This is a genomic window from Gemmatimonadaceae bacterium, from assembly GCA_020846935.1.
Classification (GTDB): domain Bacteria; phylum Gemmatimonadota; class Gemmatimonadetes; order Gemmatimonadales; family Gemmatimonadaceae; genus RBC101.
Map to the genome: position 1 here is coordinate 512,472 of JADLCY010000001.1, position 13,231 is coordinate 525,702.

The 13,231-nt window shown below is 68.3% G+C and carries 8 protein-coding genes; 3 read left to right on the forward strand and 5 right to left on the reverse strand.

The genetic code is table 11. The features are described 5' to 3' along the window. Nucleotides 1-183: 183 nt before the first annotated feature. Nucleotides 184-2,295 (reverse strand): elongation factor G, encoded by a 2,112-nt coding sequence (locus IT361_02180; GenBank protein ID MCC6316471.1) that lies wholly within the window; start codon nucleotides 2,293-2,295, stop codon nucleotides 184-186. A gap of 370 nt (nucleotides 2,296-2,665) precedes the next feature. Then, a complete protein-coding gene (locus IT361_02185; GenBank protein ID MCC6316472.1) occupies nucleotides 2,666-3,202 on the reverse strand; it encodes a hypothetical protein in 537 nt (178 codons plus the stop codon). A gap of 519 nt (nucleotides 3,203-3,721) precedes the next feature. Between IT361_02185 and IT361_02190 the strand changes: the two genes are divergently transcribed. Further along, nucleotides 3,722-4,417: a response regulator transcription factor gene (locus IT361_02190; GenBank protein ID MCC6316473.1), complete on the forward strand. Its 696-nt coding sequence runs from the start codon at nucleotides 3,722-3,724 to the stop codon at nucleotides 4,415-4,417. A gap of 440 nt (nucleotides 4,418-4,857) precedes the next feature. Here IT361_02190 and IT361_02195 read toward each other — a convergent pair whose 3' ends face one another. Both IT361_02195 and IT361_02200 read right to left on the reverse strand, forming a co-directional pair. Next, nucleotides 4,858-5,655 carry a response regulator gene (locus IT361_02195; protein ID MCC6316474.1) on the reverse strand — a complete coding sequence of 266 codons (798 nt, stop codon included), beginning with the start codon at nucleotides 5,653-5,655 and terminating at the stop codon, nucleotides 4,858-4,860. A gap of 154 nt (nucleotides 5,656-5,809) precedes the next feature. Then, nucleotides 5,810-6,940, reverse strand: coding sequence for an Hpt domain-containing protein (locus IT361_02200; protein MCC6316475.1), 1,131 nt, complete (start codon nucleotides 6,938-6,940; stop codon nucleotides 5,810-5,812). 138 nt (nucleotides 6,941-7,078) lie between these two features. On the opposite strand from IT361_02200, the gene IT361_02205 reads away from it, so the two are divergent. Both IT361_02205 and IT361_02210 read left to right on the forward strand, forming a co-directional pair. After that, on the forward strand, nucleotides 7,079-9,010 hold the full coding sequence (locus tag IT361_02205; protein ID MCC6316476.1) for a DUF1800 domain-containing protein: 1,932 nt from the start codon (nucleotides 7,079-7,081) through the stop codon (nucleotides 9,008-9,010). A 29-nt stretch (nucleotides 9,011-9,039) separates the two neighbouring features. After that, nucleotides 9,040-10,302, forward strand: a complete 1,263-nt coding sequence (locus tag IT361_02210) for a DUF1501 domain-containing protein (protein ID MCC6316477.1) — start codon at nucleotides 9,040-9,042, stop codon at nucleotides 10,300-10,302. Here IT361_02210 and IT361_02215 read toward each other — a convergent pair. After that, on the reverse strand, nucleotides 10,299-13,214 hold the full coding sequence (locus IT361_02215) for a hypothetical protein (protein MCC6316478.1): 2,916 nt from the start codon (nucleotides 13,212-13,214) through the stop codon (nucleotides 10,299-10,301). The two genes, IT361_02210 and IT361_02215, sit on opposite strands and share 4 nt — an antisense overlap. Nucleotides 13,215-13,231: the final 17 nt, after the last annotated feature.

The window sequence follows — 13,231 nt, forward strand, 5'->3', positions numbered from 1 at the left end:
GAGGGGCCTCGCGGCGTACTCGGCGAGGCCCCTCAGGTCATCCAACAGTCCGACCGCTCCTGCGTCTGCACAAACCGCATCCTCCGCGCATCCGTTGGTCCGACCACCCGATCCTGGGAGCATCCGACTCAGGCAGGCATCAGTCGCCCGGTTCTCGCCGCGTTCCCGACCATCCGTGCGAGGTCACTCCGCCAGTTCCTCGTCCTTCTTGTTCCTGGCGGCGTCCGCGATGACGCGCTGGGCGGCGTCGCCTGGCATCTGTTCATACGCGTGGAACTTCCGGGCATAGCTCCCGTAGCCGTGTGTAATCGAGTTCAGCTCGGTGGCGTACAGATGCAGCTCGGCCTGTGGAACGATCGCCTTCACGACCGCTCCGGTGCCGTCGCCCTGGGAGTCCGTGCCCATGATCCGGCCACGGCGCTGGTTGAGGTCCCCCATCACGTCGCCCATGTACGCATCCGGTACGCGGATCTCGACTTCGTCGAGCGGTTCGAGCAACACGGGCTTGCATTTCGGTGACACCGTCCGAAACGCGAGGATTCCGGCCATCTTGAACGACATTTCGTTCGAATCGACGGAGTGGTACGACCCATCGAACAGCTCGACCTCGAAGTCCACCAGCGGATAGCCGGCGAGAATGCCGCGCGCCGAGGCTTCCTGGATTCCCTTGTCCACGGCCGGGCGGAAGTTGGAGGGAATCACGCCGCCCACGATCCGGTCGACAAAGTGGTAGCCGGCTCCTCGTGGCCGCGGCGCCATGCGGATCCAGCAGTCGCCAAACTGCCCTCGGCCGCCCGACTGCTTCTTGTGCCGCCCCTGCCCCTCACCCTTGCCCACGAGGGTCTCGCGGTAGGGAATGCGTGGCTTGGTCAGCTCGCCCGTGACGTTGTACTTCCGCTTGAGCTTGGCCATGGTGACTTCGAGATGTCGTTCGCCGATGCCCGAGATGATCGTCTCGTGCGTTTCGGCGTTGTAGTGCGTCTCGAAGGTGGGATCCTCGTCGTGCAGCCGATGGAGTCCGGGCTGGAGCTTCTCCTCGTCATTGCGCGACGAGGCGTGCACCGCGAACGCGACCACTGGCTCCGGAAACGGAATCTGCGGCAATCGCACCGGGTGCTCTTTCGTGGAGAGCGTGTCGTTGGTGTGCGTGTTCTTGAGCTTGGCGACGCACCCGATGTCGCCGGCCCGGAGCACCGGCACCTCGTGGCGATCCTTGCCCTGCGCGACGCAAAGGTGTCCCATCTTCTCGACGACGTCGCGCGTCGCGTTGAAGAACTCCTGCCCGTTGGTCACACTCCCTGAGAAGATGCGGAAGTACGAGACCTCGCCCACGTGGGGCTCCGAGTGCGTCTTGAACACCAGCGCCGCAAACGGGTTGGTATCGATCGCGTGGATCTCGACCGTATGATCACCCTCTGCGCCCTTGAACGCATGGATCTCCTCCATGTCGTACGCCGAGGGCATCAGCTGCACCAGCTCGGTGAGGAGGGCGTGCACGCCGATCACGTGCTCGGCGGAGACGGCGAAGAGCGGGTAGAGGTCCATGCGCTTCATGGCCTCCTTCATTCCGTGGATCGCCTCGTCTCGCCCAATCTCCGCGCCCTCGAGGTAGCGCTCGAGCATGGTGTCGTCGGTGGCCGAGATCGCTTCGATCATCTCCTGGTAGTACCGGTCGAACGTCGCCTGCTCTTCGGCGGGAATGTCGGACTCGGTGTAGTCGCCGGTCTTTGACCCGGACTTGTAGAGATAGGCCCGGCGGGAGAAGAGGTTCATCACACCGCGGAACGTGGGTCCAGCCCCGATGGGAATCTCCACGGGAACGACCTTGCCGGTCAGCTTCTCCTTGATCTGCTGGTAGACGCGATCGAAATCCGCGTGCTCCTTGTCCATCATCGAGACGACGAACAGCACTGGATCCTGTCTGGCGCTGGCCTCACGGAACATCTTGATCGTGCCGACTTCTACGCCGGAGGCCGCGCTCACGACGCAGACCACGCCATCGGCCGCCGCGACCCCGGCGATCGCATCGCCCTGGAAGTCGAGATACCCCGGGACGTCGATCAGGTTGACCTTCGTGTCCATCCACTCGGCGAACGCGCAGCCCAGTTCGATGGAGTACCCGCGTTCGATTTCCTCGGGCGTGTGATCGGTCAGCGTAGTTCCGTCCTTGATGTGGCCGTGGCGCTTGCTTGAGCCGGACACGAACGCGAGGGCATCGACCAGCGTGGTCTTGCCGCTCGCGCCGTGTCCGACCACCGCCACGTTTCGAATGTCATTCGCGTGATACTCCCGCATGCGTCGAGTCTCCGTGTTGGGCGTCCTTCCCTCGTGACGCTGTGCGGCGATCGCCAAGGAAGCAAGGGGAACAGGTGGCCGAGGACGGGTCGCGGAGAACCGCCATGGTCACGCGGTGCCGGTTGGCGATCGACCGCCAACCCTCCAGCCACCACTCCATCCGACGGCCAGTCCATCGGGCCGCGCGTCCACCAGGCATCCGATCGACCGCGCATCGCGTTGGCATCCGAAGCCGGGGTGCCCACGAGGGTGCGTCGCGTGGGCATTCTCCCTGACGAGGCCAACCCACGCCGCCTCCCGAAACACTGAGGGCACCCCTTTCGGAGTGCCCTCAGCGCTTGACGATTGATCTGACAAGTCAGAATCGGAATCAGTCTCCTTCGGTGTCGACACCGATGCCATCGGCCGACCGATAGCTGTCGAGGAGCGCGTCGTAGGACGCCCCCCCGGCGACCAGCACGGCGCTGGAGGTGAGGGTGAAGCTGATGGCGCGGCGCGTCCCTTCCGGCCAGTCCGGCATGGACAGTCCCGCCACCAGGCGGCGAATCGAAGGCCCACACTCCGTGAGGAGGTGCGCCGCCGTCTCGGTCAGCACTTCGGAGGGAATGACCAGATCGCGCGTGACGAGCCCCCCCGTCGTTTCATCACGCCAGGCCGCGTCGCCCACCGCACCGCGCTCCGGCCAGAGCGCGACGTGTCGGATCGTCTCCGAACGTTCCGACGGCTCACGCCGAGCCTCCACCGCAGCCGCCAACGCGAGGGCCAGCAGCTCAGCCGTGGGATCGCCATACAGCGTCACCACGTCGCGCGACGGGCGCTCGGAGTTCAGCGGCGACGGCACGGAGTTCACGTGCGCGAGCACCGTCGAGTGTTCGGGGCGTTCCTCGAGCATCACGAGAACGTCCATCACCCCTCCTCTCGGAAAGCCGGCCTGGCGCCGCCCTGTGCGCCGCCTTCACCGGGTGTACTTACTGGCAAGACCCCGCCAGTTGCCATTCGGACACTTCACCAGCAAGCGTCGTTCCGCCGCCCACGACAACCTCACCAACTCTTCATGCGGCTCCTTCAGCAACGACACGACGCCACCCGTGATCCCCGGACGCGGGACAAAGTGTCCCGCGGCACCACGACCGACGTGGGAGCTGCCGGCCATCTGCCGTCGCGCGTCAGGAGGGGCTTGGTGCTCCAGCCGCTGATGGCCAAGCCGGTAGCTGGCGGCGCTGCGCCCAATGCGCGGTCGGCGGCCTTCGGCCCGTAGCGCAGGTCCGACCACCGCGCGCCGACGCGCGGGCCGTCGCGATCGGATCGGGGCGCGGTGGTGAGCGCACGGCACCGTTTCAATCGCATTGCGTTGCTACGCTTGCCACAGGGTTGCGCGCGCCAATATTCAGAGCGGCGTCGCCTTCCCCCCTTTGACTGCTTGTGAATGGAGACAGATCGCCAGAGCCGCATCCTCGTCGTGGAAGACCGGCGTGAGGTACTTGACGTCCTTGAGCGGACGCTCACGGACCAGGGTTACGACGTGGTCACCGCGACGGATGGCGAAACGGCCATGGTCGTGGCGCTCGACCTCAGCCCTGACCTTCTCATTCTCGACGTCGGGCTACCCAGGAAGAGCGGACTTGAGGTTGCGCGCGAGCTGCGCGCACGTGGCTTCTACGCCCCCGTCCTGATGTTGACTGCGCTCGACACCATCACCGACAAGGTGTCGGGGCTGGACGCGGGCGCCGACGACTACATCGCCAAGCCCTTCGACTTCGAGGAACTCCTCGCGCGTGTGCGGGCGCTCCTCCGCCGTGCGGCCCTCAAGGCCGAGGCTGCTCTGCTTCGCGTGGCGAACCTCTCCGTGAATCCGCTGAGCCGCGAGGTGAAACGCGGCGAACGCGTCATTTCACTCACGCAAAAGGAATACGCGCTGCTCGAGTACCTCGTGCGTCACGCCGGCCGCGCGATGTCACGAGAGCAGATCTCGAAGAATGTCTGGAAACAGGACCTCGACCCGACCACCAACATCGTCGACGTCTACATCAACTACCTGCGCAAGAAGGTGGACCAGGAATCAGAACCAGCCCTGGTCCAAACAGTGCGTGGGGTCGGGTACATGATCAAACCGGACGCCTGAACGACCAAACAGGACGCCTGAACCGCCGATCGAGCCCGGCCATTCGACGGGCTTCTGGCGCGTCCCGTCGGCCTGACGCAGTTCTCGCACCTGTACACCGGCAAGTCGATGGACGGGCTGCGCGCACGCGAGCTGCTCGAGGTCACGCAGCCGGAGCGCGCGCTCGTCTGTTTCACCGCCGTCGACGAAACCGCACGCAGATCGCGCGGGCGCGTGTACTCGCATCACGCGTGAAATGCATCAGGGAGGCCAGGCCTGCTGCAGGCGCCGGGTGGTCGCCGACCAATGGAGCGACCTCCAGAGCTTGCCCAGGCGCGGTCCGGGACGGGAGCGAACGTTGGCTCAGGCCACCCCGAGTGGTGACCCAGGCCGGGGCGTACCTGGGCGGCCGAGAGGTCCGCAAGCTGACAGTTGGCTCAGGCCCCTGCGAGTGGTGACCGCTACCCGGCCTGCGCCCGCGCCGAATCGCCTTCGGCAACCTGCAACAGGGTGCGCTCGAGCTCCTCGGCCAGCTGGCCGGGATCCTGATGCCGGCGCATCGAACCCTGGAAGTGGCTCGCGACATCTGTCGGAACCTCGTCGTCGCTCATCAGCCAGAGGCGAGGCGGCGGGGCCTGAAGTGTCGCGGCCAGCTTGCCGATCAGGCCGGCGAGCTGGACCTCCCCGATCAACGGAAGCCCGCGCGCGACGGCGACCACGACGGGGCGCGGATCGGTTTCCTTGTAGAGCTTGAGGGCTGTGGCCGCCGACGGCGCGTCGATGACCGTGCAGGTGGCTTCGAGCAGGGGACGCACGCGGTCCCGGAAGTCGGCGTCCGGGTCGACCAGGAGGACGATCGGACGGCCTGCGGCTGCCTGCCGCCGGCGCCAGCCGCCGTGTTGACTGATGACCCGGCGAAAGCGTTCCTGCGCCTCCGTGGCCCGGATGGGCTTGGCCACGAAGTCCTGGATGCCTAACGCGACAAGAGAGATGACCTCTTCCTTTGCCCGGACGGCCGACATGCAGACGATCGGCAGGCCGCGATGTGCCGCCGATGCCCGCAGGGCCTCCACGACGGCGCGGCCGTCGAGCCCCGGCATCTGGATGTCCGTGAACAGGAAGTCGGGATCCTCCGACTCGATGAGACTCAACGCCTCGATGCCGTCGTTGGCCTCGATGATCTCGTCCGCCAGGTGCCTGAGGATACGCTTGAGGAGGTCGCGGGTGACCAGGTCATCCTCGGCGATCAGGATCTTCATCGGAACGGGCGTGTTGCGGTCGTGGGGAGCGCTCGGCATTTCGGAGTATCGGCAGGCAGGGTCGACCACGTTAGCGATCGCTCACAGGTACCGGCGCGGCACGGCGTGCTCCTGGCCTACGTGCCCCGGCAACCCGTTCGACGGGCGTGATACGTCACAGCTCGGTGACCAGGGCGGTTCGCTGGGTCAAAGGCAGCCGCAGCCGCACCCGGCTTCCCCGGCCCGGCGCGGATGCGAGGGACACGGTGCCATTGAGGGCTTCGATGGACCGTTTGACCACATCCATGCCGACGCCGCGTCCGCTCAGGTCGCTCACTTCGGTCACGGTCGAGAACCCCGGAGCAAAAATGATCTGGTGAATCGCGTCGTCATCGAGCGCGTCGTTCCCGCCGATCAGGTTCCGCTCGATCGCCCGCTCGCGAATGCGCGCCGTGTTGAGGCCGCGGCCGTCGTCGTCGATCTGGATGACGACGCCGTCGCCTTCGTGGAACACCCGGAGTGTCACGGTGCCGGTGGCGTCCTTGCCGGCGGAGAGCCGCTCGGCCGGCGTCTCGAGACCATGGTCCACGGCGTTTCGCACCAGGTGCGTGAGCGGGTCGCCAATGCGTTCGATCGTTCCCGCGTCGAGTTCCGTCTCTTCGCCGATCAGTTCGAGGCGCACCTGCTTTCCGAGCTTTGTGGCCGCGTCGCGCACCAGGCGCGGAAAGCGATGGAACACCGCGGCCACCGGCAGCAGGCGCACCGACCTCACGCGGTCCTGAAGCTCGCGCGTGCATCGATCGAGCGAAGTCAGTGCATCGCGAAGCTCCGACGAGCGCGCGCTGTCACCGCCACCAACCAGCCGACTGACCAGCGCCTGCGTGATCGTCACGTCGCCGACGAGCGCGACGATCTCGTCGAGCTTCTCGGTCGATACGCGGATCGTCGCAGACTCCTGCGGCGTCGCCCCTTCGGTTCGGCTCGCCGAGAGCAGGTCGCGGAGCGTGCCGTTGGCGCGGTGGAGCATTTGCGTCACTTCGGACGTCGGTTGTACCGCACCGCTTCGCACCCGATCGAGCACGCTCTCGAACTCGTGCGTGAACGTCGCGATTTCACCAAACCCCAGCGTGGCGGCGAGACCTTTCACCGAATGAACGGCCCTGAAGACGGCGTTGAGCGTTTCCGCATCGGTCGCGCCTGCTTCGACGTGCCTGAGGCCGGCCTCCACTGCGGCGACATGTTCCGTCGCCTCCTCAAAGAAGGCCTCGTGGAACTCCTGCAGTGCTGGGACGGACTGGACGCGCATGACGACCGCGGGGACGAGCGAGTGAAGGGTGACCGTACACAGTTTCGGTTGCCCTGGGGTCAGGCTTGAATGGGGGCGGGCGTTAACGGGCCGCGCCTGAGCCACGTCCAATCCACCGCGTTCAGCCTCCGGTGCCCCATGACGTCACGCCATGTGTTGTTGCTCTCGTTTCCCCTGCTCCTGGGCGTTGGCGCCACGGGCGCGCTTGTGAGCGCCGGGACCGACGCGCGCGCCGAGCGTGCCTGGCGACCGACAGCAGTCCCGGGCGCGACCGCGGAGCGAGAATTGGCACCACGTGACCAGGCCCTTCACGTCCTCAACAGGCTGGCTTTCGGGCCGCGCCCGGGCGATGTGGACGCGGTGCTTCGCCTGGGCGTGGATCGGTGGATTGAACAGCAACTCGCGCCCGAGCGCATTCGCGACAGGAGCGTGGATGCTGTGCTATCGGCATATCCACACCTGGCAAAGGATGCGGGTGAGCTACGCGCGGAGTTTCCGCCGGCTGCCGCGCTGCGCCGGGCCGCCGAGGGTCGCATGACGGCGGCCGACAGCCAGGCCCTGCGACGTCAGGCACAGGAAGGTCGCCGATTCGTCGCCGAGCTCACCTCGGCCCGCGTGGCGCGAGCCGTGGTGTCGGAGCGACAACTGGCGGAAGTGATGACCGACTTCTGGCTCAACCATTTCAGTGTCTTTGTCGGGAAGAACGCCCGGATGCGCTACTACCTCCCCACGTACGAGCGGGAAACGATTCGGCCGCACGTGCTCGGGAAGTTCCGCGACCTGCTTGGCGCCGTGGCAAGGAGCCCGGCGATGCTGGTCTACCTCGACAATGCCATCTCGGTGGCGGACAGTACGCGGCCCACGCTGGTGGACCGCGAAGTCGGTGAACGTCGCCTCCGCCGTGCGCGTGCGGCGCTCAACCGCCGGCCCAACGCACGCGCCGATTCAGCGCGGCTCGAACAGCTGGTGCAGCGACGGCCACGTGGCCTCAACGAGAACTACGCGCGCGAACTGCTCGAACTGCACACGCTGGGCGTGGACGGCGGCTACACCCAGGACGATGTGATCAACGTCGCCCGCGTGCTCACCGGCTGGACGGTGCGCCTGGGCGCGCGCGACGACGGCGGCTTTCAGTTCAACCCCGCGGCGCACGATGCCGGGGAGAAGCGCATCCTCGGGCGCGTGTTCCGCGCCGGTCGCGGCGAAGACGAGGGCGATGCGGTGCTGGACCTGCTCGCCCGCCATCCGTCGACCGCGCGGCATATTGCGACAAAGCTTGCCGTGCGCCTGGTGTCCGACGATCCGCCGGACGATCTGATCGATCGCGCCACCGAGGTGTTTCTCCACACGGACGGCGACATTCGCGAGGTGGTCCGCGCCATCGTGACCTCGCCCGAGTTCTTCTCGAAGGCCGCCTGGCGGGCCAAGGTGAAGTCACCGTTCGAGGTGGTCGTGAGCGCCGCGCGCGCCCTTGGCGGCACAGCGGACACGACGGCATTCAGCGCAGCACTCGTCGCGCGGCTGGGTCAGCCCATCTACGGACACCAGGCGCCGGACGGTTGGCCGGAGACGGGTGAGGAGTGGATGAACACGGGGGCGATCCTCAACCGCATCAACTTCGGTATGGCCGTGGCGGCCAATCGTGTTCCGGGCGCGCGGCTCGACGCGTGGCCGCCGTATGCCGCGTTGCGCGAGGCGGACCGTGCGGCACAGGTGGACGCGGTGATCGCCGCGTTCCTTGGCGGGCAGACGTCGACGGAGACGCGCGCGATCCTGGTGAACGGGGCGAACCCGATGCTTGGCGCATCCGTTCGCGATTCATTCGCGGTGGATGTGGATGGGGAAATCGCGATGAGCGAGCGCGGAGTCGCGAGGCGCCGCCGAGCAGGGGCGCTGGGGCCCCCCCCCGATGGTCAAGGTAACATGAACGATCGCGAACCCCGCAACCCGGATGTCTCCGGTCGTACCAATCCATTGCGTGGAAATCCGCTGGGTCCGCCCCGCGCCCTCTCCGGGCTCGACCAGCTCATCGGCCTCGCGCTCGGTGCGCCCGAGTTCCAGCGCCGTTAGGCACTCCCGACTTCGACCCCGACCGTCATATGCAGCGCCGAGTCTTTGTGAAATCCGGAGCCCTCGCCCTCGTCACCATGGGGCTGAGCCCGTCGTTCCTCCGTCGCAGCGCCTTTGCCCTCGAGCTCCCCCGCACCACCAGGGGCAAGGTGCTCGTGTGCCTGTTCCAGCGCGGGGCGGCGGATGCGCTCAGCATGGTCGTCCCGCACGGCGAGTCCTCGTACTACACGCTTCGACCGGCCATCGCCATTCCGCGTCCGCGCGCCGGCGACGCGGCCTCCGCCATCGACCTCGATGGGTTCTTTGGCCTGCACCCGGCACTCGCGCCGTTCCGACCCCTCTACCAGGACGGGATGCTCGCGCCCATCCACGCGGTCGGCAGTCCGAGCGCGACGCGCTCGCACTTCGACGCGCAGGACTACATGGAGAGCGGCACGCCTGACCTCAAGGCTACGCGGGACGGCTGGCTCAACCGCTACCTCGCGGTGAGCGGCACGTGTGAAGCCTGCACCCCCGAGCCGACGCCGTTCCGCGCCGTGTCGATGACCGCACAGACCCCGCGCATCCTCGACGGCGGGGCGCCGGCGGTGGCCATGGCCTCGTTAGGCGACTTCACCGTGCGCGCCAGCTCGACATCCGCCGATCGTCTCGAGGCCCTCTATCGCACCGGCACGGCCGACCTCGTGCACGCCTCGGGCACCGAGATGTTCGAGGCCGTGAAACTCCTGCGCAGCGCGGACCCGCAGCGCTACCAACCGGGCAACGGCGCGGAGTATCCGCGATCGCCGTTCGGCCAGCGCCTGCTGGAGATCGCCCAGCTCATCAAGGCTGGCGTCGGTCTCGAGGTCGCATTCGCCGACGTCGGCGGATGGGACACGCACGTCAACCAGGGGGCGGGGACCGGCCAGCTCGCGACGCGACTGCGAGACTTTGCCACGTCGATCGCCGCATTCGTCACCGACCTCGGCCCACGCATGGATGACGTCGTCATCCTGACGATGTCGGAGTTCGGGCGCATGGCGTCGCAGAACGGCAGCGGTGGCACCGACCATGGCCACGCCGGCGCGATGTTCGTCATTGGGGCCAGGATCAACGGTGGCCGGGTGCATGGCACGTGGCCGGGACTCGCTCGCGAACAACTCTACGAAGGACGCGACCTCGCCCTCACCACCGACTTCCGCGCCGTCTTCTCCGAAGTGCTTGGCCGGCACCTCGGCGCCACGGCGCTCGACCGGGTGTTCCCGGGATACCCCGGGAACCAGCGCGACTGGCGCGGCGTGCTCTCGGGTTAACCGGGCCCTCGACCCTCGATGCGCTGCAGCGTCGACAGCACCTCGGCGCGATCCACCATGCCTGCAGAGTCCGGCGCGACGCGCAGCGCGAGGTACTGGCGCAGCGCATTCGCCGCACCAGCTGAATCTTCCAGCCGCTCGGCGATGCGCGCTTCTGTACGAAGGTACGTACTGAGGTAGCGCGGCCAACCGCGCGCAACCGAACGGCGCCGCACGAGCGCATGCGCTCGCGTCAGCTCACCACGCTGCTCGCGCACCAGCGCCAGCGCCAGCGTTCCGTATTGCCGCAGGTCACCCGCCGTCGGTCCCGACAACACGAGCTGTTCGGCGCGTGCCAACACGTCCGACGCGCCCGCCCGCCCCTGCAACGCGGTGGCCAGGGCATCGAGGACCAGACCGCAGGCCACGCCGCCCGGAGCCACCGCCTCGTCGGGTGGGGCGACCCCGTCCGCGGACAACACGCGCACCGTCGCCGCAACGGTCGAGTAGTCACCGTGCCACACCCGCCACTGCTCGAGCACGCACAGGTCGGCCATCGCGCTCGAGCGCGCAACGGTGGATTCGCCGCGTGGGCCAACGCGTGCCGTTAGCCGTTCGACGGCGTCCACCGCCGCCGAGCTGTCCCCGCTCCCATACAGCGCGTCCAGTATGCGGAGCCGCAGGTGTGCGCCGCTGCTCTCCAGGTCCGCAAGCCGTCGTGTGGCAAGCAGCGCCCGCGACGGACTGCCGGCATTCAATGCGTAGGCATGTTCGGCGAGCACGACGTCGATCCGCGCGCCGGTGTTCTGCGTCCGCAGGCCGCGCGTGCGCAGCGCCTCGACTCCGTCGTCGAGGTATTCGCCCTCGGCCAGCGCCGACATCGCGATGCGTCGCAGGGCGTCGTCCGAAGCCTCTCCAAAGCCCGCGCGCGCCGCCCGAAGGGCCTCACCATCGCGCGCCCGAACCGCGCGCCGCCACCGCAACCACGGCGCGAACTCACCCCCCGCCTGTTCGTCGACCACGCGCACCGCGCCGGCTCGACCCTGCACCAGGCCTGCCAGCGCGATCCGTGCAGCGACGTGCGTCGAGTCGAGCGCGAGGGCCCGCGTGAACGCCTCGGCGGCGCCGGCCTCGGCATCGCGAAGGCCCGCGAGCCGCCCGTCGACCAGCAGGCGCCGGCCGAGGTCCGCCCAGAGTTCGGGGCGATCTCCGGTGCGCGCGACGCGCTCCCACGCCGCAAAGTGCTCCTCGCTCGTCGAAGGCCGCGGCGAATGCTGACCCTGCAACGCCACGAGCTGCTGCTGCTCGATCACGGGAAGCCGGTCCCGCCAGCGCTCGGCCACCTCGAGCCCCCGCGCGCGCTGCGGAAGGTCCTCGAGCCAGTCCGATGCGAGCGCGAGCCCGACGGCCGATGCCGTGAGCGCGGAGTCCAGGGCGAGCGCGCGTGCGTACGCGGCCTGCGCCTGCCGGAAGTCGGCGCGCAGGTAGGCGGAACGCCCCTGCAGGAACGCACGCAGCGCCCGCGGGTCGACATCGGGCGCATCCTGCACGGCTTCGCCTGCGCCCGCGGCCGTGGCCACGAGGAGCGTGGCGAGACGATCCACGAGACGGGGCAGCGAGTCGAGCGCACCACTCGCCGTGACCGCCGCGATCGGTCGCCGAGTGGGAACCTCGATGAGCGCGGCGCGAATCACCACCTGCCGCGCGTTCCCGACCAGCGTGCCCGTGACCACCTGGCGCGCGCCTAACGACTCGGCGCGTTCCAGCACCGTGTCGGCCGCCGGGGCCTGACGACCACCGAACGCGGCGTCCCACCACGCGTGCACCGTCTCGGGGTCCACGAGCGCGACCGTGTCGCGCGCCGCCAGCGCCACGCTCAGCAGGTCGACCATACCTCCAGGGAGGAACGACAGGTCCCCGGACAGACTCGTCGCGCGGAACGGCAGGATGGCCGTTGCCGCCGGGAGCGGCGCCGCCTCCCGACGCGCACGGCCCAGCTGGGCGATGGCGAGGAGCGCCACCACCACCGCCGCCGACGTCAGCGCGCCCTGCCTCACGAGCAGTCGCCAGCGGCGTGAGCGACGACGCCACCACGGCACCACTCCGCGCGTCCACGCGACCGCCTGTCCGAACGCACGCGCTGCGCCGGCGCGGAGGCGGAACACCGCACTGGCACTCGCCTCCTCCGCCGAGCCCGCATCGCTGATCACCACGGGCCGACGGCGGGATTCGGCGAGCAGCTCGTGCGCGACCAGTTCCACCCGCGGATCCGGATCGAGATCGAGCTCCTGCCTGACCAACTCTCCATAAACGCGTGCGTGCTGCACGCCGGCCGGGGCGTCGCCCGCAAGCGCGAGCGCGCGCATCAGTGCAATCGCCGCCGTGGCATCGAGCGGGTCGAGCGCCGCACGCCGCCGCAGGACGTGGACGGCGCCAACATGATCCTCGGCGCCATGGCGCGCGCGTGCCTGCGCATCAAGGAAGGCCGCCATGCGCTGCGACCAGAGCGAACGCTGCTCCTCGATCCAGCGCTCCAGCTCCGGCGCGCCGGGCACCATGAAGCCATCGAGCAGGGGACCCCGATAGCGGGCCAACGCCGTGTCGGCGTCGCCGGCAGCAACTGCCTGTTCGACCGCGGACACATCCGTCGCGAACCGCTCGGGATTCAGAGCGAGATGAGCGGTCCCGACAATGGCGTCGTCGAACGCAAGAAGTCGCCGTATCGCGTAGAGCGACTGGGTGAGCGCATGTCGGCTACGCTCGGGATCGGCATCGGACCAGAGCAAGTGGAGCAGACGCTCCCGCGCGATGCCGCGCTGGCCTTGCACGGCGAGCACGGCCAGGATCGCGGCCAGCCGGCGCGGCAGAGCGGCACCAGCCGGTGAACCGGCCGCGTCTGTCGAGAATCCGCCAAATACCGATACAGAAATCATTTGCACCGCCTGATGAT

Excerpts from the sequence above, each read along its gene's own strand:
- IT361_02180 (MCC6316471.1), bottom strand. The coding sequence starts at position 2,295 with ATGCGGGAGTATCACGCGAATGACATTCGAAACGTGGCGGTGGTCGGA.
- IT361_02185 (MCC6316472.1), bottom strand. The coding sequence starts at position 3,202 with ATGGACGTTCTCGTGATGCTCGAGGAACGCCCCGAACACTCGACGGTG.
- IT361_02190 (MCC6316473.1), top strand. The coding sequence starts at position 3,722 with ATGGAGACAGATCGCCAGAGCCGCATCCTCGTCGTGGAAGACCGGCGT.
- IT361_02195 (MCC6316474.1), bottom strand. The coding sequence starts at position 5,655 with ATGAAGATCCTGATCGCCGAGGATGACCTGGTCACCCGCGACCTCCTC.
- IT361_02200 (MCC6316475.1), bottom strand. The coding sequence starts at position 6,940 with ATGCGCGTCCAGTCCGTCCCAGCACTGCAGGAGTTCCACGAGGCCTTC.
- IT361_02205 (MCC6316476.1), top strand. The coding sequence starts at position 7,079 with ATGACGTCACGCCATGTGTTGTTGCTCTCGTTTCCCCTGCTCCTGGGC.
- IT361_02210 (MCC6316477.1), top strand. The coding sequence starts at position 9,040 with ATGCAGCGCCGAGTCTTTGTGAAATCCGGAGCCCTCGCCCTCGTCACC.
- IT361_02215 (MCC6316478.1), bottom strand. The coding sequence starts at position 13,214 with ATGATTTCTGTATCGGTATTTGGCGGATTCTCGACAGACGCGGCCGGT.